The sequence below is a fragment of the Vibrio sp. Vb1337 genome (assembly GCF_033338715.1).
GTDB classification, from domain to species: domain Bacteria; phylum Pseudomonadota; class Gammaproteobacteria; order Enterobacterales; family Vibrionaceae; genus Vibrio; species Vibrio alginolyticus.
Window position 1 is genome coordinate 18,431 of the sequence record NZ_JAWOTD010000026.1, and the last position, 21,675, is coordinate 40,105.

Annotated in this window: 19 protein-coding genes; 5 read left to right on the forward strand and 14 right to left on the reverse strand. The window is 46.0% G+C overall.

All coding sequences use genetic code 11. From position 1 onward, the window contains the following. Positions 1–53: 53 nt before the first annotated feature. From R7E42_RS20970 to R7E42_RS20990, 5 genes are all read right to left on the reverse strand, one after another. Positions 54–1,439, reverse strand: coding sequence for a class II fumarate hydratase (locus R7E42_RS20970; protein WP_017635560.1), 1,386 nt, complete (start codon positions 1,437–1,439; stop codon positions 54–56). A gap of 17 nt (positions 1,440–1,456) precedes the next feature. Further along, the gene (locus tag R7E42_RS20975; RefSeq protein WP_318072972.1) at positions 1,457–1,834 is read right to left on the reverse strand and encodes a hypothetical protein; all 378 of its coding nucleotides are present in this window, start codon (positions 1,832–1,834) and stop codon (positions 1,457–1,459) included. 199 nt (positions 1,835–2,033) lie between these two features. Beyond that, a complete protein-coding gene (locus tag R7E42_RS20980; RefSeq protein WP_005382371.1) occupies positions 2,034–2,516 on the reverse strand; it encodes a hypothetical protein in 483 nt (160 codons plus the stop codon). A gap of 108 nt (positions 2,517–2,624) precedes the next feature. Then, complete coding sequence (locus R7E42_RS20985; protein WP_005382372.1) at positions 2,625–4,352, reverse strand: sodium:solute symporter family protein; 1,728 nt, start codon at positions 4,350–4,352, stop codon at positions 2,625–2,627. Positions 4,353–4,364: 12 nt separating this feature from the next. After that, positions 4,365–4,628, reverse strand: a complete 264-nt coding sequence (locus R7E42_RS20990; protein WP_005382373.1) for a DUF4212 domain-containing protein — start codon at positions 4,626–4,628, stop codon at positions 4,365–4,367. A gap of 520 nt (positions 4,629–5,148) precedes the next feature. Here R7E42_RS20990 and R7E42_RS20995 point away from each other — a divergent pair. After that, positions 5,149–6,900, forward strand: coding sequence for a potassium/proton antiporter (locus R7E42_RS20995; RefSeq protein ID WP_318072973.1), 1,752 nt, complete (start codon positions 5,149–5,151; stop codon positions 6,898–6,900). Here R7E42_RS20995 and R7E42_RS21000 read toward each other — a convergent pair. The 4 genes from R7E42_RS21000 to aspA form a co-directional block, all read right to left on the reverse strand. Then, on the reverse strand, positions 6,897–7,526 hold the full coding sequence (locus R7E42_RS21000) for a response regulator (RefSeq protein ID WP_005382375.1): 630 nt from the start codon (positions 7,524–7,526) through the stop codon (positions 6,897–6,899). The genes R7E42_RS20995 and R7E42_RS21000 overlap by 4 nt on opposite strands. Before the next feature lie 194 nt (positions 7,527–7,720). Next, on the reverse strand, positions 7,721–9,553 hold the full coding sequence (locus R7E42_RS21005; RefSeq protein WP_318072974.1) for a protein-disulfide reductase DsbD: 1,833 nt from the start codon (positions 9,551–9,553) through the stop codon (positions 7,721–7,723). Positions 9,554–9,714: 161 nt separating this feature from the next. Next, complete coding sequence (locus tag R7E42_RS21010; protein ID WP_005382378.1) at positions 9,715–11,022, reverse strand: anaerobic C4-dicarboxylate transporter; 1,308 nt, start codon at positions 11,020–11,022, stop codon at positions 9,715–9,717. 176 nt (positions 11,023–11,198) lie between these two features. Continuing rightward, complete coding sequence (aspA, locus tag R7E42_RS21015; protein ID WP_005382379.1) at positions 11,199–12,650, reverse strand: aspartate ammonia-lyase; 1,452 nt, start codon at positions 12,648–12,650, stop codon at positions 11,199–11,201. A 431-nt stretch (positions 12,651–13,081) separates the two neighbouring features. On the opposite strand from aspA, the gene R7E42_RS21020 reads away from it, so the two are divergent. Continuing rightward, on the forward strand, positions 13,082–13,600 hold the full coding sequence (locus R7E42_RS21020; protein WP_005386383.1) for an FxsA family protein: 519 nt from the start codon (positions 13,082–13,084) through the stop codon (positions 13,598–13,600). A gap of 70 nt (positions 13,601–13,670) precedes the next feature. On the opposite strand, the gene trmL is transcribed toward R7E42_RS21020, so the two are convergent. From trmL to R7E42_RS21040, 4 genes are all read right to left on the reverse strand, one after another. After that, positions 13,671–14,150 (reverse strand): tRNA (uridine(34)/cytosine(34)/5-carboxymethylaminomethyluridine(34)-2'-O)-methyltransferase TrmL, encoded by a 480-nt coding sequence (trmL, locus tag R7E42_RS21025; RefSeq protein ID WP_025768811.1) that lies wholly within the window; start codon positions 14,148–14,150, stop codon positions 13,671–13,673. A gap of 136 nt (positions 14,151–14,286) precedes the next feature. Then, a complete protein-coding gene (locus R7E42_RS21030; protein ID WP_262630482.1) occupies positions 14,287–14,895 on the reverse strand; it encodes a superoxide dismutase in 609 nt (202 codons plus the stop codon). Positions 14,896–15,069: 174 nt separating this feature from the next. Beyond that, complete coding sequence (cpxA, locus tag R7E42_RS21035; RefSeq protein ID WP_170894109.1) at positions 15,070–16,464, reverse strand: envelope stress sensor histidine kinase CpxA; 1,395 nt, start codon at positions 16,462–16,464, stop codon at positions 15,070–15,072. Continuing rightward, the gene (locus R7E42_RS21040) at positions 16,464–17,153 is read right to left on the reverse strand and encodes a response regulator (RefSeq protein WP_005382384.1); all 690 of its coding nucleotides are present in this window, start codon (positions 17,151–17,153) and stop codon (positions 16,464–16,466) included. Before R7E42_RS21040 ends, cpxA begins: the two co-directional genes overlap by 1 nt. A 190-nt stretch (positions 17,154–17,343) precedes the next feature. On the opposite strand from R7E42_RS21040, the gene R7E42_RS21045 reads away from it, so the two are divergent. The 3 genes from R7E42_RS21045 (at position 17,344) to pfkA (ending at position 20,122) form a co-directional block, all read left to right on the forward strand. Further along, the gene (locus R7E42_RS21045; RefSeq protein WP_054575301.1) at positions 17,344–17,856 is read left to right on the forward strand and encodes a CpxP family protein; all 513 of its coding nucleotides are present in this window, start codon (positions 17,344–17,346) and stop codon (positions 17,854–17,856) included. A 111-nt stretch (positions 17,857–17,967) separates the two neighbouring features. Beyond that, entirely contained in the window at positions 17,968–18,876 is a 909-nt protein-coding gene (fieF, locus tag R7E42_RS21050; protein WP_025768809.1) for a CDF family cation-efflux transporter FieF, read from the forward strand. A gap of 283 nt (positions 18,877–19,159) precedes the next feature. Then, complete coding sequence (gene pfkA / locus R7E42_RS21055; protein WP_005381521.1) at positions 19,160–20,122, forward strand: 6-phosphofructokinase; 963 nt, start codon at positions 19,160–19,162, stop codon at positions 20,120–20,122. A 90-nt stretch (positions 20,123–20,212) separates the two neighbouring features. Here the strand turns inward: pfkA and R7E42_RS21060 are convergent, their stop codons facing one another. Continuing rightward, positions 20,213–21,595 (reverse strand): MATE family efflux transporter, encoded by a 1,383-nt coding sequence (locus R7E42_RS21060; RefSeq protein ID WP_033907284.1) that lies wholly within the window; start codon positions 21,593–21,595, stop codon positions 20,213–20,215. Positions 21,596–21,675 lie beyond the last annotated feature (80 nt).

Here is a 21,675-nt window from a genome sequence, read left to right on the forward strand (position 1 = left end):
CCGAATGGAGGTCTCGATGTTTGTAATCTTAGTTGATAGGCTGAGTTTGCCGTTTATTCTGCGACGCCGCCTTGGGTCAGTTTGGCTGGATTAAGCAATCGCTCTAGTGTGGCTCTATCCAAATCAGTTTCTTCTTCCGCGACATCAATAATCGCGCGTCCCTGTTTGTAGGCTTTTTTCGCGACTTCTGCCGCTTTTAGGTAACCAATGACCGGGTTGAGAGCCGTAACCAAAATTGGGTTTTTGGCGAGTGCTACATCCAAGTTATCTTGGCGAACTTCAAACGTCGCAATGGCTTTGTCAGCTAAAGCAGTTGCGCTGTTAGAGAGTAACTCGATACTCTCCAATACGTTATGAGCAATAACTGGCAGCATGACGTTAAGCTGGAAGTTGCCCGCTTGGCCTGCGACGGTAATGGTGGTGTCATTACCAATGACTTGCGCTGATGCCATAGCTGCGGCTTCTGGGATCACAGGATTTACTTTGCCAGGCATGATGGAAGAACCCGGTTGCAAGCCTTGTAATTCTATCTCACCTAAACCAGCCAATGGGCCTGAATTCATCCAACGAAGATCGTTTGCGATCTTCATGATCGCAACTGCTGCTGTTTTGAGCTGTCCCGACAGAGCGACGATCGCATCTTGACTGCTTAAATTGAAAAAGAAGTTATCACTGGCCGTGAACTGAATACGAGTTGACTGGGTTAGGTTGCTAGCGAATAAGTCTGCAAAGCGTGGATCGGCATTGATCCCCGTTCCAACCGCCGTACCACCTTGGGCTAAGGCTTTTACAGCAGGAAGTGCTTGTTCAATCGCTTGTTTTGCATGCTCGATTTGGAACTGCCAACCGCCAAGTTCTTGAGCAAAGGTAATTGGCATCGCGTCCATTAAGTGGGTGCGACCGGTTTTTACAACATCTTTCAATGCTTGTTGCTTAGACTCTAGTGTTTGGCTGAGGTGTGACAGGGCCGGGAAGAGCTGTTTTTCAATGGCTAATGCTGCGCTAACTTGAATGGCCGTTGGTACCACATCGTTGCTGCTTTGCCCCATGTTGACGTGATCATTAGGGCTGACAGTGCCGCCTAGATGCTGGGAGGCCAGTGTTGCAATTACTTCATTCGCATTCATATTTGAGCTAGTACCTGATCCGGTTTGAAATACGTCAATTGGGAATTGCTCAATATGATTGCCTTCGATAATTGCTTGAGCTGCGTCAGCAATCGCGTTGGCAATATCTCCTTCAAGCAGCCCTAGCTGTGCGTTGGTGAGTGCCGCAGTCTGCTTGATGTGTGCTAACGCTTTGATAAAACCAGATGGCATTTTATGTTGACTGAATGAGAAGTTATCGACGGCGCGTTGAGTTTGGGCTTGGTAGAGAGCATCTGCAGGGACAGTTACTTCGCCCATACTGTCAGTTTCTATGCGGAATTCGGTGCTCATGGTAGGGATCCTTTTGGTTAATCGAGTGAGATTTGAATCAGGCGTAATTGTTGTTGTAGTGCGAGAAATTTCACGTCGCCTTGTTCAAACTGGTAGTAATAGCGTTTGAGGCAGAATAATGGCGTATGGATAGAATCGAGACAGATACGACGGAAGATACGACTGCGAGTTGAGTCTTGAATTGCGTCTAGTAAATGGAAATAAACCTGACGTAAAAACAGCTCACACAACAATAGATTTTCTTCATCGGCATCGTGTTCATAACAAGAAGACAACACCATTCCCCAATGAATATAGTCATGAATCACGTCTGGCTCAAAGCCATGTGGTGCGGCGAGAAGGAATCTATCTTGGGCTTTAAAAAATGCCTTAAAGATGTCCCGTTTGTTGTCCATAACCACCTCTCATCAAATGTAATGATAATTATTATCAATTAAATTGTGAGTTGGCAACCCTTTTTAGAGTAAGAGGTTGTTGAAGAAAGACTTACGGAAACAAAAGCCGACGCAAAGGCGTCGGCTGAGTAGGAATTCATTTATGCTGAGTGAAACTAAGTCACTGTCGTTTGAATACCGGTGAATTAGCTTGTCACCGTTATTCAGTAAATAAGGTTTCGTACTTCACAAATGCGGTTTGTGTTTCACCATAATACAGTGTACCGCCTGATTGAATGACGACTCTTAACCAGCTTTCTGCAGATGCAGGCTTTGGTAAGGTGATGTACCAGCTTTGGCCTGCTTGATCGGCGGGCTTCATATCAATCGGTTGAGCGTTTTTCTCTTTGTCACTCACAATAGAAACTTTAACACCTTCGAGTGGGTAAGCGGCGTTGAGTGATAATTCTAAGTTATTTTTAGTGAGTTTTTCCGAGCGAAATTTCACTTTAAAATCGCCATTTTCCATATCACACAGACCACTGGTGTAACGACAATTAGACTTACTCGCGAGTTTGTAAGTTTCCCCTTCTTGCGCCGCGTGGGGCTTCTCGCTGAGGGCCATATCGGTACCGAAGTAAGCGATCAAAGAGAGAACTGGCGCAATCAGTAGAGCGAGAATAAAGTGCTTGTTTTTGAACATCTTGGCTTCCTTGCAACGACATACTGCGAATATGGTAACTGAAAAGTGAGAATAAAAAAGCCCCGGACGGCTGGTTCCAAACGGGGCTTTTGTGGTTTTGATTAGTTTTTAGTGATCCACTGCACTACCAGCACCTACTGGCACGCGAACGTGTTCGACTAGGTCTTTTACTTCTTGTGGCGTTTCTGCTGTTACTTTGGAGACAGCGAATGCGACGATGAAGTTAAATAGTGCGCCAATAGCACCAAACGCGTTTGGCTCAATACCCAGGAACCAGTTTGTTCCCCAGCTTTCTAGATATTTCCAATCAGCAACGAAAAGAATGCCTTTGTGTTGGAATACGTAGAACAGCGTAATACTGATACCCGCAATCATACCGGCGATTGCGCCTTCTTTGTTGATGCTCTTGCTGAAGATGCCCATCATCAATGCAGGGAAGATGGATGAAGCGGCAAGACCAAAGGCGAGTGCTACCGTACCTGCGGCAAATCCAGGCGGATTTAAACCGAGATAGCCTGCGGCTGCTATCGCTACTGCCATTGATATTCGACTAGCAAGTAGCTCTTTTTTCTCGGATATGTTCGGATTGATAACCCCTTTGATTAAGTCATGGGAAATAGCTGAAGAAATGGCGAGTAGTAAACCTGCTGCGGTAGATAGTGCAGCTGCAAGACCACCTGCTGCCACAAGTGCAATCACCCAGTTTGGTAGTTTAGCGATCTCTGGGTTAGCCAATACCATGATGTCGTTATCAACGCGCAGTTCGTTGGTGGACGCATCTGAAGTGTATTGGATATTGCCATCGCCATTTTTATCGTCAAAACCGAGTAGTCCAGTTGTTTCCCAGTTTTTGAACCACGCAGGACGCTCGTCATACGCTAGGTGCTGACCCGGAGCTGGATTTACCGTATTCATTAGGTTGAGACGAGCCATCGCTGATACCGCTGGTGCAGTAGTGTAAAGGATTGCGATGAAGATCAGAGCCCAGCCTGCTGATGTACGTGCGTCGCGAACCTTCGGCACGGTAAAGAAACGGATAATTACGTGTGGTAGACCGGCAGTACCAATCATCAGTGACATGGTGTAGACAAACATATTAAGTGTGTCGCCACGTACTTGGGTCGTGTATTCACTGAATCCGAGTTCGGTCACCACTTGGTCAAGCCGATCGAGTAGATAGACATCGGTACCAGCCATGGTACTCCCTAGACCAATTTGTGGGATTGGGTTACCAGTGAGTTGCAGAGAGATAAAGATTGCAGGGATAGTGTAAGCAAGAATGAGTACGCAATATTGAGCAATCTGCGTGTAAGTGATGCCTTTCATGCCGCCAAGAACCGCGTACATGAAAACGATACACATACCAATTAATAGGCCAGTGGAGTAATCCACTTCTAAGAAGCGACCAAACGCAACGCCCACGCCTTTCATCTGACCGATAACATAAGTCACTGATGCGATGATAAGACAAACAACCGCTACGATACGTGCTGTGTTGGAGTAAAAGCGTTCACCAACAAACTCTGGCACCGTAAACTTACCAAATTTGCGTAGGTAAGGCGCTAGCAACAGCGCAAGCAGAACGTAGCCACCAGTCCAACCCATTAGAAATACTGAGCCGCCATAGCCCATGAAGGCAATTAAGCCTGCCATTGAGATAAAGGACGCTGCGGACATCCAATCGGCTGCGGTTGCCATACCGTTTGCAATCGGGTTTACACCGCCACCAGCAACATAAAACTCTTTGGTTGAGCCGGCGCGAGCCCAAATAGCAATCCCGATGTACAGGATGAACGTGGCGCCAACGACCAGGTAGGTAATAGTTTTCAAATCCATCTGAGTGACTCCTTATTCGTCCACGCCGAATTCACGGTCAATTTGGCGCATCTTCCATGCGTAATAGAAAATAATTCCTAGGAAGGCATAGATGGAGCCTTGTTGAGCAAACCAGAAACCGAGTTTGTAACCGCCCAGTTGAAATTGATTTAGTACGTCGACAAATAAAATGCCGCAGCCGAAAGACACGACGAACCAGATGACCATTAGGCCGATCATGAGCTTCACGTTTTTGTCCCAATAGGCTTTGGCTCTTTCTTCGCTTTCAAATGCCATTGCCGTCTCCTTACGATTGGTATTGTTGTTAATGAAATGTTTCAATGTGTACATTAGCAAGGTGTTGGCAATAACTCTTTTCAACTTTAGTCGGGGTGTTAAAAATGAAGAACCTCCATACTATGGGCTTTTGCAGCGAATAAAGGGGTAAAATGTTATGTTAATAAACTGTTAAGTTAGCCAAAGGTCTAAAGGTTGATTGGATAAACAAGCATGATTAAGACTGGCCATTAATCTTTTCTTCATTGAATTTGGAGATGCTGTGTAAATATTGGTGGTGATCTTGTGGCTCTCAATGAGAGAAGGCGTAGATAAGAAAGATCACAAGTAATTTATTTACATAAAGTTTTCGCATCAAATCACCGTTTTAACGCACAATAAAGTAATATAACTGAGTCATTCTCGTACAACCTCGCATTTTGAGACGGTGTAAAGGGGAGGCAGATTAGGGCATTACCTCATTAACGAAGTAGCCTTGCTCATCACAATTATTATCGTTTTTCATTAAGGGAGGGTGAGAATGGACGCAGACACCATTAACAGTTTTTTTCTAATAGGTGCGTTGTTAATCGCACTTAGCGTTCTTTTAAGCCCAGTGTCTTCTAAGTTGGGAATCCCAATTCTTTTGGTATTTTTAGCCGTTGGAATGCTGGCGGGGGAAGACGGCTTAGGCGGCATCTTATTCGATAACTTTTCGATCGCTTATTTGGTTAGTAACCTCGCATTAGCCATCATTTTGCTTGATGGTGGGATGAGAACGCGGGTCGCCAGCTTTAGGGTTGCGTTATGGCCCTCGGTCTCTTTGGCGACATTTGGCGTTGCGATCACCACCATTTTGACCGGGCTGATGGCAACGTGGTTATTCGACTTAGATTTATTGCAAGGCATATTGGTTGGTGCGATTGTTGGCTCCACCGATGCTGCCGCGGTCTTCTCTCTACTCAAAGGTCGTAGCCTGAACGAACGTGTTGGTTCAACGCTGGAAATTGAATCCGGCACCAATGACCCTATGGCGGTGTTTCTGACCGTAACTCTGATTGCTATTTTAGCGAACCCTGGCGCAGATTTAAGTGCGGGCTTTTTGGCGTTCAGTTTTCTTAAGCAGTTTGGTATCGGCGCGTTACTTGGCTTCGCTGGTGGCTGGATCTTATGGAAAGTTATCAATCGCAATCAATTACCAGATGGGCTGTATTCTATTTTAACGGTCAGTGGTGGCTTGCTTATTTTCGCTTTATCTAACACTTTGGGTGGCAGTGGTATTTTGTCGATTTACCTTGTTGGTCTTTTATTAGGTAACCGTCCAACACGCAGCCGCCACTCTATTCTTCATGTTTTAGATGGTATGACGTGGCTAGCTCAAATTGGTATGTTCTTGGTGCTTGGTTTGTTGGTTACACCATCCGATTTACTCTCTATTGCGTTGCCAGGTCTTGCGCTTGCTTTCGGGATGATTTTGTTTGCCCGACCAATCTCAGTTTGGATTGGTTTACTGCCATTCAAGAGTTTCACGCCACGTGAAAAGTGGTTTGTCTCTTGGGTAGGACTGCGTGGTGCTGTACCTATCATCCTCGCGGTATTTCCGATGATGGCAGGGTTGCCAGATGCTCAACTGTACTTCAATTTGGCATTCTTTGTAGTAATGGTGTCTTTGATAGTACAAGGGGGCACGTTGACTAAGGCGATGTCTCTTGCAAAGGTCGAGCTACCTTCTAAGCCTGAGCCAATTTCGCGTACGGGTGTAGAGATTTACCCGACCAGTGAGTGGGAGCTGTTTATCTATAGACTTAAAGCAGATAAATGGTGCATTGGTGAGCCATTACGTAGTCTTTCGATGCCGGAAGGAACGCGTATCGCCGCTGTATTTCGCAGTAAAGAGCTATTGCACCCATCCGGCAGTACGCGTCTTGAGGAAGATGATACCTTGTGTGTATTAGCACAAGAAAAGGATTTAGATGCACTGAGCTTACTGTTTAGTGAAGCCCCAGAGAAAGCGTCGCTAGCGCGATTCTTCGGTGACTTCTTCCTCGATATTGAAGTGAAGCTTGCCGATATTGCCGTGATGTATGGTTTGAATCTGGGGGATGAACCGCTGGATAAAAGTTTGAGAAACCTTGTCGAAGAGCAATTAGGTAGCACGCCAGTATTGGGAGACCATTTCGAGTGGCAAGGTTTGCATTGGATCGTCGCTGATGTTGTTGATCAGCAGGTCACGAAAGTCGGTATCCGATTGCCAAACGAAAAAAGTAAGTCTGACGATAAGACGTCAATCTAGTCGCTCATTTCCGTCAGCATAATCACGGCTTGCGTGCGGTTCTTTACACCGAGCTTACGGAAAATCGCTGTCATGTGCGCTTTTATGGTGGCTTCTGAAACATTCAATTCGTAAGCGATTTGCTTGTTCAGCAAGCCATCGGACAACATTCCCAACACTTTATATTGCTGCGGTGTTAGCGCAGCAATCTTTTCCGCTAAGTCATTACATGCCGCGTTATTGGTGATCAACCCTTCAGGGAAGTATGGGTCGCCATTCAGCACTTGATTGAGCGCGTTCACTAATTCGCGCATGTCGCTGGACTTGGGAATAAAACCAAATGCACCATGGCTTTTCACCTGCGTCACGATCGCCGGCTCTTCACTCGCTGAAACGACGACGATAGGTAAATCTGGATGCTCTGCTCGCAAATGAATCAAGCCAGACATACCATTTGCTCCTGGCATTTTGAGATCCAATAGCACTAAATCTGGCTCTTCCTCTCGCTCCAACAAAGCCAGAAGTGCGTCGAGTGAGTCCGCTTCCAGCAAATTTGCACCACTAATAGCCATGTGGATAGATTGAAACAAGGCATTCCGGAAGAGTGGGTGATCATCTGCAATAATGATGGTGTAGGTCGAATCCATGACGTTAAACACTTTTGACTATTTCGTTAAATTTATTATTGTCCAGCTTTGAGAGAGTGGACAATATTTATTCGCTAAAAGTCTGAACCAAATCGACTTTTATTAGGAAAATTGCATATAAACGCAATGTTCTTATTCAAATCTGAGCAATAAAAAACGCCAGTGGACATCACTGGCGTTTGAATATCTGGTTATCAGAACTGCTTGATATGCTCTAAGAAAGGCTCGGCTTGCATAAAGCCCGTCAAACGAGCGTTTGAAACGCGTTCACCACTGGCATCCCAAAACTCAATTGTTGGTAAACCAAGCACACTCATGTGCTTCAGTAGTTCGATGTCTTGCACTTGGTTTTTGGTCACGTCCGCTTGCAGAAGAACGAAGTCTTGCAGTTTGGCTTCGACGCTTGGGTCATGGAAGGTGTACTTTTCAAACTCTTTACATGCTACACACCAATCGGCGTAGAAATCGAGCATGACGGGTTTACCTGCCGCTTTCGCAAGTGCCAGTTGTTCTTCAAGCTCCGCCACGTTAGCAATGCGAGTAAAGCTAACAGTGGCTTGCTGAGTTTGTGTTGTGCTGTTGCCAAACCAGTAATTTAAAATAGGTTGTGCTGAGGCTAGCAAACCTAAGACGGCGATTATGCCCACGGCACTTTGTTTCCAGCCACCAAACTCTAGACTGTTTTTGATGTGGTATAGCCAACCAAAAGCAGCAATACCCAGTGCTGACCACAGAATCGTTGACCACATTTCTGGCATGATACGTTCTAGTAAGAAGATAGGTGCGGCAAGCAGAATAAAGCCGAAGAGTGTTTTCACTCGGTCCATCCAACCACCTGCTTTTGGTAGCAGTTTGTTGCCGAAGACCGCAACAAGAATCAGCGGAATACCCATGCCCATCGCCAGCGCGTATAACGCGATACCACCGGTAAGCAAATCGCCGCTTTGTGCAACGTAAAGTAGCGCACCAGACAGAGGTGCCGTGGTACATGGTGAGCACACCAGTCCAGAAATCGCCCCCATGGCGAATACGCCTGCACTGCTGCCGCCTTGCTGTTTGTTGCTGAGGTTGTTTAACCACGTTTGAACGTTGCTTGGTAGCTGTAATGAGTACAGACCAAACATAGACAAAGCGAGTGCGATGAACAGTACGCTCAAACCAATCAGCACATAAGGGTGTTGCATTGCCGCTTGGAACTGCATACCTGCAGATGCCACCACAAGGCCGAGTAGGGTGTAAGTCAGTGCCATGCCTTGCACGTAGACGAATGACAAGCCTAGCGCGCGGCGTTGGCTTAGTTTGCCACTGCCAAGCACTATGCTGGTCAGAATTGGGTACATCGGCAGCACACAAGGTGTAAACGCCAAGCCCACACCAAGCGCTAAGAACAGAAGTGGTGTCCACCAGTTATCAGCAAGGTTGGCTGCAAGGCTATCTTGCTGTGTTACTGGCGCCGATGATGTGTCACCAGACGTAGATGATTGCGCCGCTGGTGGCGTTGCTGTTGGTGCCTGTTCTGCTTTTGATGCAGTTGTCGCCGTTGTTGAATCTGAGTTCGACGAAGTAAACGCGCTGATAGGAATCACGCGAGTTTCTGGCGGGTAACAGAAGCCTGCTTTCGCACAACCTTGGTATTGCACCACCACGCGCGCACCGTCTTGCCAATCATGCATTGGTACATTAACGAAGAGAGGTTGAGTATAGATATGCACGTCACCAAAGAATTCATCTTTATGCGGTGTGCCGTCTTCCATTTGCAGTTCGCCTAGCGATACTTTTTCACCAGCTACAGACAAGCGCTCTTGATATAGGTAGTACCCGTCACGTACCTGCCAATCGAGCATCAATTTGTCATCTTGCTGGTAGAAGTTAAATGGAAACGCCTGATCAACCGGAACAAAGCTGTCGCTGCTGCTACCAAAACTGTTGTTCTGGCTATTGTTAAACTGGTCTTTGCCAAATAAAGCTAAAGACGGAGTGGAAAAGGTAATGAGCCCTAAGAGTAAAACGGAAAGTAATGCGCGCATAAAAGAGTCAATTCATCTTAGATAATTGCCGTTAGTGTAACTCAATCAGACCCGGAGGCGAGTCAATAAGTTTCATGAAAATGAAGATTTATTGAGCATAAATCAAGACAACAGGCAATAAAAAAGGGAGCCGAAGCTCCCCGAGTAAGACTCTGTTTCTACTAGATCAGTAGACCACCGAATGCGAAGCCAAGTGCTACCGCAGAAGCGATGGTTACCACACCAGGTACAAAGAATGGGTGGTTGAATACGTACTTACCAATACGAGTTGAACCCGTGTCGTCCATCTCAACCGCGGCAAGTAGCGTTGGGTAAGTTGGCAGCACGAATAGCGCACTTACTGCTGCGAAAGATGCAACTGCGGTAAGTGGTGCGACACCGATTGCTAGTGCTGCTGGCATCAGCGCAACAGTGGTTGCACCTTGTGAGTAAAGCAGCATTGAAGCGAAGAATAGAACGAGTGCTAGCATCCATGGGTAGTCTGCTAGTAGCGCACCCGCAACTTCTTTGATGCCGTCAACGTGCGCGTTAACGAACGTAGAACCTAGCCATGCCACACCAAGAACACACACACATGCTGTCATACCAGAGCGGAATGTTGCTGCGGCTGGGATTTTGCCAGCATCGATTTTACAGCTCATTACGATAGCTGCCGCAGCTGCTAGCATTACCGTCATGATAGCTTCGTTACGACCTAGAGCAGGGTTCTCGATAAGGCCAACAGAGCCAGAAATTGCTGCTGCGTAACACACGACAAATGCGATTGCGCCTAGGAAGATGAATGTTGCTTTCTTCGCTGTTGGTAGGATTTCGCGTTTTGCTTCTGTATTTAGCTTGATTAAGCCTTTTTCTAGACGCTCTTGGTATTCAGCATCGTCTTTTAGCTCACAGCCCATGAAGTTCGCCACGAACGCACCGATCATGCACGCGATGAACGTCGTTGGGATACAGATTGCTAGTAGTGTTAGGTAGTCAACGCCAAATGGGTGCAGCATTGCCGCGAACGCTACAACAGCCGCTGAGATTGGTGATGCGGTGATAGCGATTTGCGATGCTACGACCGCGATAGACAGTGGACGAGAAGGGCGCACGCCTTGGCCTTTCGCTACTTCTGCAATCACTGGCAAAGTAGAGAATGCCGTGTGGCCAGTACCCGCCATTAATGTCATTAGGTAAGTTACGATAGGCGCATAAAAGGTGATGCGCTCAGGATGCTTGCGCAAAAAGTTTTCAGCAACTTGCACCATCCAGTCTAAACCACCCGCTACCTGCATTGCTGCGATAGCGGTGATTACAGACATGATGATCAAAATTACGTCAACGGGAATGTAAGCTTGGCTTGTTGGTACGCCCAAGATCAAAGACAACGCAATGACCCCAGCACCACCGGCAAAACCAATGCCGATACCACCGATTCTTGCCCCCAAATAGATGAAGAGCAGAACCACGAAGAGTTCGACCATGACCATATTGATACCTCTTTAGTTTTTTATTTGATTCTGATTTTTTGAACACTCAGGAACAGGAGTAAATGCTCAGAGAATGAGAACCTAGTGGTTTAGCGGCAATAAAAGCATATAAAAAATGTGGTTAACCGTATGAGAGCCTAAAAAAGGGGCCTGAGTGGCCCCCTTCGGATTCGTTATTACTCGTAACGTTTTGCTTTGTAAGTAGGATGCATGAAGTTTTCTACTGACAAGATTTCATCAAGCTCCTCTGCTGTAAGCAGACCGCGCTCTAGCACGACTTCACGAACACTCTTACCAGTTTCTGCACAAATCTTACCTACGATGTCACCTTCGTGGTGGCCGATGTATGGGTTTAGGTAAGTGACGATACCGATAGAGTTGTAAACGTAGTTTTCGCAAACTTCTTTGTTCACAGTGATGCCGTCGATACATTTATCACGTAGGTTCACACACGCGTTGTGTAGTAGAGAGATAGACTCAAACACACTTTGTGCGATCACAGGTTCCATAACGTTTAGCTGTAGCTGACCGCCTTCTGCTGCGAAAGAAACCGTGTTGTCGTTACCGAGAACTTTGAAGCAAACTTGGTTTACTACTTCTGGGATAACTGGGTTTACTTTAGCTGGCATGATTGAAGAGCCTGCTTGCATTTCAGGTAGGTTCAATTCATTTAGACCCGCACGAGGACCAGAAGAAAGTAGACGAAGGTCGTTACAGATCTTCGATAGTTTCACTGCTAGGCGTTTTAGCGCGCCGTGAGTCATTACGTATGCACCACAGTCAGACGTTGCTTCGATAAGGTCTTCTGCTGCAACAACGTCAAGGCCTGTTACTTCCGCTAGGTGTTTTACTGCAAGCGCTTGGTAGCCAGTTGGTGTATTTAGACCAGTACCGATTGCGGTTGCGCCTAGGTTGATTTCTAGGAGGAGTTTAGATGTGTAATCTAGAGCACGAATCTCTTCGTTTAGTGTTACCGCCCATGCATGGAACTCTTGACCTACTGTCATTGGTACTGCGTCTTGAAGCTGAGTACGGCCCATTTTCAGTACATCTTTAAACTCAACGGCTTTAAGTTCGAATGCGCCTTTTAGGTACTCAATTGCTTCCATTAGCTTGTGTACGCTGTTGTATACCGCAATACGGAAACCTGTTGGGTACGCACAGTTGGTTGATTGGCTCTTGTTTACATGGTCATTTGGGTTAACAAATTCGTATTGGCCTTTCTCTTTACCCATCAACTCAAGCGCAACGTTTGCGATCACTTCGTTCGTGTTCATGTTAACTGAAGTGCCTGCACCGCCTTGGAATACGTCTGATGGGAACTGATCCATACACTTGCCAGTTTCTAGGATCAAATCACACGCTTCGATGATGTAGTTTGCAACGTCTTTTGGAATAGCGCCAAGTTCTTTGTTTGCTAACGCTGCTGCTTTTTTGGTCATTACCATGCCGCGTACAAATTCTGGTACGTCAGAGATGGTCATATTAGAGATGTTGAAGTTCTCGATCGCACGTAGCGTATGAATACCGTAGTACGCATCTGCAGGGACATGACGTTGACCTAATAGATCTTCTTCAATACGAGTGGCTGGGTTTGCTGTTTTTGGAGCATCAGATAGGGTAGCCATAGCAGGATCCTTAGATGATAATTCTGATAATAAAGTTATTTATTAGCCATTTCTGCAATCTAGAATCCATTCATCAGAATTTTTGGCTGGAAAATCCGTCCTGACTTATGTGGCACATGATACTGCACCTAGCGCATAAAAATAGTAACTAGATCACCTTTTTCGTTTTTCATGAGTCAATAATTTGCAAAGTATGAACGGGTTATTAATAACCCTTTATGGGTACTCGATTTTCCTCGACAAACATGAGTTTTTAGAGTTCGAAATTAGCACTTTAAAAGCACGAAAAAATCGGTATGCAATTGAATGAAACGCGCTCCCGCTACTTTGTCTAAAAAAGAAGGAGACCAGTATGAACACGCTTTTTTACAACGATTCGTTTGAGCTTAGTCTGCTTTTACCATTACACTGAATTAAACAAAGGAGGGCGTGTGTTTCCTATCTTATTATTAGCGTTTATTTTTGTTCCGATCATTGAAATCGGCTTATTTATTCAGGTGGGCGGCTTTTTAGGTTTATGGCCGACCATTGCACTAGTCTTAATCACTGCATTTGTTGGTGCGTCGTTGGTTCGTAGCCAAGGTATACAAACACTGATGTCAGTACAGGGGCGTCTTGAACAAGGTGAAATTCCAGCCCAGCAAATTTTTGAAGGCGTAATGCTAGCGGTGGCTGGCGTGCTACTGTTAACCCCGGGCTTTATGACCGATGCCCTTGGTATGTTGGTGTTGCTTCCTGCGCCACGCGCCGCGATAGCTAAATACTTGATGAGCAAAATGGTGGTGAAAACCATGCATGGCGGTGGCTTCCAAGGTGGTTTCTCTAACCAGGGGCCATTTGAGCAAGACCCGTTCCGTCGTGACCCATTTGATTCCCAGTCAGATAATGGCAAGACCTTCGAAGGGGAATACGAGCGTAAAGACGATGATGATCGCAACAAGCTCAACTGATTGAGTTAGACAGTAAAGAAAACAAAAGGGCGCACCAAGCGCCCTTTTCTGTATTTGGAATTCGTGCTGCTTACAATGCGCCTTCAAAGCCCATTTGACGCCATGCTTCAAAAGCAATGATCGCAACGGCATTCGAAAGGTTTAGGCTGCGCGCATCTGGCATCATTGGAATGCGAATACGCTGCTCCATTGGCAAGCTATCGATGATTTCAGCAGGCAAACCACGAGTTTCTGGACCAAACATCAAAACATCACCCGTTTGGTATTGTGCATCAACGTGGTGACCTGTGGTTTTGGTGGTGCAGGCAAACAATCGGTAGTTACCTTGCTTCTCTTTCTCTAAATATTCTAAGAACGCTTGATAGTTTTTATGACGCGTTACGCGAGCTAAATCATGGTAATCCAAACCAGCGCGGCGGACTTTTTTCTCTTCAAGATCGAAACCCAGAGGTTCAATTAAGTGAAGGTTTGCACCGCAGTTGGCGCATAGTCGAATGATGTTGCCGGTGTTCGGCGCGATTTCTGGTTCGTATAAAGCGATATCAAACATGGTATTGAAATAGAGTTGGTCAAAGAGAGGGGCAGTATATACCCAAGTCACCGAAATATGCGAGATTCAGCAAAATTGACCTGGGTATGAAAGCAGGCATTAGCGCGGATGTTAATACCGTAAGTAGTGATGCTTTTTATAAGAGAGCGTGAGCATAGTTTTCTTCAACTGCTCGCCAGTTGACGACGTTCCACCACGCATCAATATATTCTGGGCGACGGTTTTGGTAACTGATGTAATACGCGTGCTCCCACACGTCTAATGCGAGGATTGGTTCACCGCGCACATCCACTACGTCCATCAGAGGGTTATCTTGATTGCTGGTGGACGTAATGTGAATCTCACCATCTTTTACGATCAGCCATGCAAAGCCAGACCCAAAGGTATTGATGGCAGCTTGGGCAAACGCCTCTTTAAATTGCGCAAAGCTACCAAATTTATCGTTAATTGCTTGAGCAAGCGCGCCTTGAGGCTCTCCGCCACCGTTTGGTGACATGCAATTCCAATAAATGATGTGGTTGTAATAGCCGCCACCATTATTACGTACTGCTGGACTGAGCTTAGAGATATTGTCAAAGATCTCGTCTAATGACTGAGTTTCGAGCTCACTCCCTTCAACGGCATTTATAAACTTATCAAAGTACGTCTTGTGGTGTTTGCTGTAATGCACTTCCATGGTTTTCGCATCGATGTACGGCTCTAGTGAATCGTACGGGTAAGGCAGAGCGGGAAATGTATGTGACATAGTAAATCCTCCTTAATTGGAAAATTTACTTTAATGCTAACGATAATTATTATCAACTTTGATCTTTGTAAGGGTATTCTAAGAAGCCTCACCAATTTCTAAAGTGAGGGTGGGGCTGTGAATCACTCACTCTAGAAATATGGTGCGAATTATTGTTAGTTCATCAAATTGAGACTAACAATTGATCGGTAAGGTGATACTCATGCGCAATCCGCCTAAAGGACTTCGGCTGGCTGCGATCGTGCCACTGTGCTGGCGAATGGCACTTTCGGTAATGGTTAGGCCGAGACCTGTGCCGCCAGAGTGGCGATCGCGTGCCGTGGAAACGCGATAGAACGGGCGAAAAATCGCGGCCAGTTCCTCTTCTGGTACACCTTCTCCATTATCGTCAACCGTGATACGAAGCGTATCGTCATCGGCTTTGATGTCGATTTGTACCTCATCTTTTCCGTAGTAAATGGCGTTACGAACGATATTTTCCACCGCACTCATCAGCAGTTTAGGGTTACCGGAAATATTGCGCTTAGGTAATTCTGAATAGTGTAGCTGTTTGCCCATTTGCTCTGCTTCAAACTGCGCATCTTTAATGATCTCTTCCCATAAACTTTCTAATGGCTGTGTTTCGCGAGTCATATGACTGTTCGCCTGCATGCGAGAAAGCTCTAATAGTTCGCTGATCATCTGTTCCAAGCGCTGCGCTTCGGTATCGATACGAGTCAATTCTGGGCTTTCTCCTTGTTTACGCGTCGCTAATGCGCTTGCCATGCGTAGACGAGTTAAAGGTGAGCGCAGCTCGTGAGAGATATCGGATAGCAAACGTTGTTGTCCTGAAATCATTTGATTAACCGCTTCGACCATCTGGTTGAAGCTGCTGCCTGCTTGACGAAATTCCGCCGTGCCTTTTTCTAAATTTGGGTCTGTGACAAATTCACCTTTCGCTACACGTTGAGCAGCGGCTTCAAGACGACGTGCAGGCTGACTCAAAGCCCAAGCAAGCCATAACAGCAATGGTGTACTAACCAACATGACCGCAAGCAAGAGCTGGAATGGGTGATCAAACAGACGCAGGAGTAGAGGTGGTGGCTCATTCCACTTGAAGCCCACGTACATCAAGATATCGGAATCTGCCAAAGTGATAGGAATTGGGCCCGCAATCATGTATCGACCATACAGCTTCTGCTTTGGATTATTGTAATCTTCGATACTGGTGACAAAGTTTTGCATGGCACGCAATTGAAAATTGCTGCGTTTTTCTGTCGTAAGAACATTACCGCTGTAGTCAGAAAAAAACACTCGTGGGCGAGGGTCGTGCTTGCCGTGGCGGTTGCCCTCGATACGAAAAAGTATGCGGCCTAAATCAGTTTGCTGGCTGTATTTTTGTTGGATTGAGTCACGCGTTTCTACCATACGTTTGTAGTGTTCTTCTGGAATATCGCGAGCTTTGCGTGGGTCCAAATGTGGCAGTGATAGCACGGCTATCAATACTAATAACATGGTGAACCAAAAAATGGCAAAGATGCGTCCATACAGGCTATTGATGTTTGGCAGTTTGATGCGTGATAGGCGCATTAATCCTCCTCAAGCAGCATGTAGCCACGACCACGCAGGGTTTTAATTCGCGGCTTGCCATTGCTTTGATCTGGTAATTTTTTACGTAAGTTCGAGACATGCATATCGATAGCGCGATCAAAAGCAGCGAGTCGTTTACCAAGCACATCTAAGCTCAGTGTCTCTTTGGTCAGCACTTGTCCTGGGTTTTGTACGAAGTGGGTGAGTAGCGCAAACTCGGTTGCCGTGAGATCGAGTAGCTGTTGCTCACAGTACGCTTCTTGCTTACCGGGATAGAGGCGGATTTCTTGATACTCAATGCAATCGCTGTTTTTGGTATTTTTTTGTGTGCTGCTAGTGCGGCGTAAAATCGCGCGGATACGCGCTAACAGCTCTCGGTCACTAAAAGGTTTTGGTAAATAATCATCCGCGCCCAGTTCCAAGCCGATCACGCGATCAATTTCTTCCCCTTTAGCGGTCAGCATCAAGACGGGAGTTTCCCAATTTTCACGTAAGCGTTTCAGCGTTTCCATGCCATTGAGTTTTGGCATCATGACATCCAACAAAATCAAATCAATCTTATCATTGATCGCGGCTAAGCCGGCTTCACCGTCATTTGCTTCGCTGACGTCAAACCCTTCGAAACTGAGTACTTCTTTTAATAAGCTGGTTAGCTCGATATCGTCATCGATTAAAAGAATGTTTGCCATGGGGGCACCTATAGTAAGTTACCGATAGCCTAATATTACATTGGAATGATGCGCAACGAAGAGGAGAAAAATCACTCTTTACGATTCTTTACGCTCCCTATACGTCGCTTTACCTAGCGGGTCGTATTCTATACTCAAGCGCTGTGAGAACAGCTCAGAAGAACCACTCACCTGTGTAAGGAATCGTATTATGAAGTCTGCAAAAAAACTTGTGTTAGCTGCTGTTGTTCTACCTCTTACTCTTGGCGCCGCAAGCGCATTCGCTTACGGTGGTAAAAACCATCATAAAGGTCCTCGTGACGAATGCGGCATGGGTATGGACCGAGGTGTCATGCGTCAACTAGACCTGACTGATGCACAAAAAGATCAGCTAAAAGAAATGCGTGAAGCAAACAAAGCGGAAATGAAAGCAAAATTCTCTGATGGCAAAGAAGCACGTATGACTGAGCGTCAAGCGCATCACGCAAAAGTGCAATCGCTTTTGCTGGCGGATAATTTTGATGAAGCTCAAGCTACCGAATTAGCAAAAGAGATGGTTGAGCGCCAAACGGAACGTCGCGTGCAAATGCTAGAAAGAAAGCACCAAATGCTTAGCGTATTAACACCTGAGCAGAAAGCGAAATTTGTTGAGCTACAAAATGAACGTATGCAAGAGTGTGGCGACAGAATGCACAAGCGCATGGAAAAGTCGCGCAATAATTAAGTCATGAATTGATGTTATATAAAGAGGCAGCCATTGGTTGCCTCTTTTTGATCTGGTTATTTCATGGTCATTCAATATACTCAACGTATGGTTTTAGTTAACTCTTTGATTATGAAACAGCAATACGCACGTTTAGTTACGACCGCCGCTTGGACTGCAACCATTGTGGCGACGCTTCTTCTGATAGTAAAAGTCATCACGTGGTGGGTAACCGGCTCAGTGAGCTTATTGGCGTCATTGATTGACTCCATGTTAGATATCGCGGCTTCGGTTGTGAATCTTGTGGTGGTTCGTTACGCCTTACAACCGGCAGACCGCGAACATACGTTTGGACATGGTAAAGCTGAGTCCTTAGCGGCCCTAGCCCAAGCAATGTTTATTTCGGGCTCGGCAGTATTTTTGATTCTTAACGGGATTGACCGATTTTTCCGCCCACATGCTTTACACGCACCGGAGTTAGGTGTGTATGTATCGCTGTTTGCGATTGTGGTCACACTTGGCTTGGTGATGTTCCAAAAACATGTGGTTCGCGTGACGGGGAGCCAAGCAATAGCGGCGGATTCTCTGCATTATCAGACTGACTTGTATATGAATGCTGCGATCATGGTTGCTCTGGGGCTCAGTTATTTTGGAGTGACTCAAGCGGATGCTGTGTTTGCGATTGGTATTGGTGTCTTCATTCTTTATAGCGCTTTCAAAATGGTCAGCGAAGCGATTCAAACCTTACTTGATAGAAAGTTGCCCGATGAAGAGCTTGAGCAAATTAACCAAGCTTGTTTGAGCGTAAAAGGGGTATTGGGCGTGCATCAGTTACGAACGCGAATGTCCGGACCGACGCGCTTTATACAGTTGCATTTAGAGCTAGACGATAACTTAAGATTAATTGAGGCGCATTACATTGCTGATAAAGTGGAAGATAATTTATTGGCTCTGTTTCCTGATGCGGATGTATTGATCCATCAAGATCCATTGTCTGTCGTTTTCGGACCAGAGAAAGAGCAGAAAGCACAAGATTGGTAGGCTTGAAAAATCCATCAGTGCCCGACGACAAACAGGTACTTATTGACTATCTTTCCATCAATACTTATTAAGATTCGTGATCCTGATATGAATCAACAAAGTTTCATAGAGAAACTGTAATACTCTTACATAAGTAGAAAAGTTACATAAAAAAGTGCGTTTTCATTGGTAATCCTGTAGAGGAAATGTAACATAACGCACAGTTCTGGATTATGCAGGTTGCTTGGTAACAAGGGGCCTAAAAGAAAATTAAATAATTGATTGCCAAAGATCGAGGGTGAGCATGATTAAGAAGATCGGTGTTTTAACAAGTGGCGGTGACGCACCTGGTATGAACGCTGCGATACGCGGCGTAGTACGTACAGCACTATCCGAAGGATTGGAAGTATTCGGTGTGTACGACGGCTACCTAGGCCTATACGAAGGCCGCATCGAGAAGCTAGATCGTTCTAGCGTTTCAGATGTGATCAACAAAGGTGGTACGTTCCTAGGTTCTGCACGTTTCCCTGAATTTAAACAAGTGGAAGTTCGTGAAAAAGCGATTGAGAACCTGAAAAAACATGGTATCGATGCACTAGTGGTAATCGGTGGTGATGGTTCGTACATGGGTGCGAAGAAACTGACTGAAATGGGTTACCCATGTATCGGTCTTCCGGGCACAATCGACAACGATATCGCAGGTACGGATTACACTGTGGGCTACCTAAGTGCACTAAACACCGTTATCGATGCAATCGACCGTCTACGTGATACTTCTTCATCTCACCAACGCATTTCAATTGTAGAAATCATGGGCCGTCACTGTGGTGATTTGACTCTGATGTCTGCAATTGCGGGCGGTTGTGAATACATCATCACTCCGGAAACTGGTCTAGACAAAGACAAGCTGATCAGCAACATCCAAGATGGTATCGCTAAAGGTAAGAAACACGCGATCATCGCGCTTACTGAGCTAATGATGGATGCTAATGAACTAGCACGTGACATCGAAGCCGCGACAGGTCGTGAAACTCGTGCAACAGTACTTGGTCACATCCAACGTGGTGGTCGTCCAACTGCATTTGACCGCGTACTAGCATCTCGTATGGGTAACTACGCTGTTCACCTATTGATCGAAGGTCATGGTGGTCGTTGTGTAGGTATCGTGAAAGAGCAACTTGTTCACCACGATATCATCGACGCAATCGAAAACATGAAGCGTCCAGTACGCAACGATCTATACAAAGTTGCTGAAGAGTTGTTCTAAGCAAGCTTGAAATAGATAAACAAAACCGCGGCTTTCCGCGGTTTTTTTGTATTTGAGAATCAACAAAAAGAAACTAGCGATAGACGAGTGTTAAGACACGCTGCTCTGCTCTATGAGCGTTAATTTTCGCTCGCGCAGCGCAAACAAGTAGCCCAGTAGCCCACCCAACGTATTCCCAACCGCGATACCGATAAACAAGCCTTCAATGCTGTAGATTTGGCTCCCGACCCACGCCGATGGCAAGGTAAAAATGAACAGCCGCATAAAGCTCCACTGGAATGCACGCAATGGCTTGTGCATCGCATTCAAACCACTGACTAACATCATTACGATGCCTTGGAAGCCATAACTAAATGGCACCACCAGTAAATAATGCCAAAGCAGGTTTTTCACCGCATCTTCCTGAGAAAACAGCGCAGCCAGAGGAATGCTCAGTGGCACCATCATCAAGAAGATAAACCCTTGGAATACCACTGCAAAACGCATGCTAATAAATAAACCGGAAAAGGCTCGTTGCGGTTGTTTGGCTCCTAAATTTTGTGCCATAAACGGTGTGAGGGCAGAGGTCAGCGACATCAATACTAAAATCAATATAGACTCAATACGCTGCGCTGCGCCGTAAGCAGCAACCGCCGCTGTACCGTGGTTGGATAACAGCATCATCAGAATGGCACCGGACAACGGATTCATCGCGTTTGATAGCGCTGCAGGGGTACCAATTTTTAGTGTCTGTTGCCAGTCTTGTTTCAGCAAAGCCCATTGGGGTTGAGCAAGCAATTTTTCCCGTTTAATTAGCACATAGAATGAGCCACACAAAGCACCTAACCAGCTAAAGGCACTTGCTATGGCTGCGCCTTGAATGCCAAGTTCCGGAAAAGGGCCATAACCGAAAATCAACAATGGATCGAGCATGCCATTAATCAAACCAGCCAACATCATGACTTTTGCTGGTGTTTTTGTGTCGCCAGTAGCTCGGATAGCACTGTTGCCCGCCATTGGGATCACTAGCAGAGGAATGGTGAGATACCAGACCTGCATATATTGCTCAATAAGAGGGATGAGATCATCAGACGCACCAAGAAAACGAAACAATGGCGCAATGGTGGTAAAGCCAATAGAAGACGCGATAGCCACAAGTAACACGGCTAACAACAAACCGTGAGTGGTGAACCGAGCAGCTTGTGGTGCATGACCTTGCCCAAGCAAGCGACCAATATTGGTCGCTAGTCCCATCCCAATCCCCATCGTAATGCAGTTAACCGCAAAGGTTACAGGGAAGGTATAGCTGATAGCTGCTAGCGCTTGAGTGCCAAGCAACGAGATAAAAAACGTGTCCACCAAGTTAAACATCAAAATTGCGATCATGCCCATGGTCATGGGTACGGTCATTTTCCGCAGCGTTTCAGGAATGGGTGCGGTCAACAAACCATGCTTATCGGTCGCTTGGGGTTCCAGCTTGTTATTTTCCTGCATGTGTGACAACTATCTGGTGAGCAAACTGCAAGGATACAAGAAAGCGAGATGCCGAGCGAGTGAGCATTTCTAACGCAAAC

Bases quoted from the DNA above. Each gene is read 5' to 3' on its own strand.
- R7E42_RS20970 (WP_017635560.1), bottom strand. From the start codon at position 1,439: ATGAGCACCGAATTCCGCATAGAAACTGACAGTATGGGCGAAGTAACT.
- R7E42_RS20975 (WP_318072972.1), bottom strand. From the start codon at position 1,834: ATGGACAACAAACGGGACATCTTTAAGGCATTTTTTAAAGCCCAAGAT.
- R7E42_RS20980 (WP_005382371.1), bottom strand. From the start codon at position 2,516: ATGTTCAAAAACAAGCACTTTATTCTCGCTCTACTGATTGCGCCAGTT.
- R7E42_RS20985 (WP_005382372.1), bottom strand. From the start codon at position 4,352: ATGGATTTGAAAACTATTACCTACCTGGTCGTTGGCGCCACGTTCATC.
- R7E42_RS20990 (WP_005382373.1), bottom strand. From the start codon at position 4,628: ATGGCATTTGAAAGCGAAGAAAGAGCCAAAGCCTATTGGGACAAAAAC.
- R7E42_RS20995 (WP_318072973.1), top strand. From the start codon at position 5,149: ATGGACGCAGACACCATTAACAGTTTTTTTCTAATAGGTGCGTTGTTA.
- R7E42_RS21000 (WP_005382375.1), bottom strand. From the start codon at position 7,526: ATGGATTCGACCTACACCATCATTATTGCAGATGATCACCCACTCTTC.
- R7E42_RS21005 (WP_318072974.1), bottom strand. From the start codon at position 9,553: ATGCGCGCATTACTTTCCGTTTTACTCTTAGGGCTCATTACCTTTTCC.
- R7E42_RS21010 (WP_005382378.1), bottom strand. From the start codon at position 11,022: ATGGTCATGGTCGAACTCTTCGTGGTTCTGCTCTTCATCTATTTGGGG.
- aspA (WP_005382379.1), bottom strand. From the start codon at position 12,650: ATGGCTACCCTATCTGATGCTCCAAAAACAGCAAACCCAGCCACTCGT.
- trmL (WP_025768811.1), bottom strand. From the start codon at position 14,150: ATGTTTGATATCGCTTTATACGAACCAGAAATCGCGCCGAACACCGGC.
- R7E42_RS21030 (WP_262630482.1), bottom strand. From the start codon at position 14,895: ATGTCACATACATTTCCCGCTCTGCCTTACCCGTACGATTCACTAGAG.
- cpxA (WP_170894109.1), bottom strand. From the start codon at position 16,464: ATGCGCCTATCACGCATCAAACTGCCAAACATCAATAGCCTGTATGGA.
- R7E42_RS21040 (WP_005382384.1), bottom strand. From the start codon at position 17,153: ATGGCAAACATTCTTTTAATCGATGACGATATCGAGCTAACCAGCTTA.
- R7E42_RS21045 (WP_054575301.1), top strand. From the start codon at position 17,344: ATGAAGTCTGCAAAAAAACTTGTGTTAGCTGCTGTTGTTCTACCTCTT.
- fieF (WP_025768809.1), top strand. From the start codon at position 17,968: ATGAAACAGCAATACGCACGTTTAGTTACGACCGCCGCTTGGACTGCA.
- pfkA (WP_005381521.1), top strand. From the start codon at position 19,160: ATGATTAAGAAGATCGGTGTTTTAACAAGTGGCGGTGACGCACCTGGT.
- R7E42_RS21060 (WP_033907284.1), bottom strand. From the start codon at position 21,595: ATGCAGGAAAATAACAAGCTGGAACCCCAAGCGACCGATAAGCATGGT.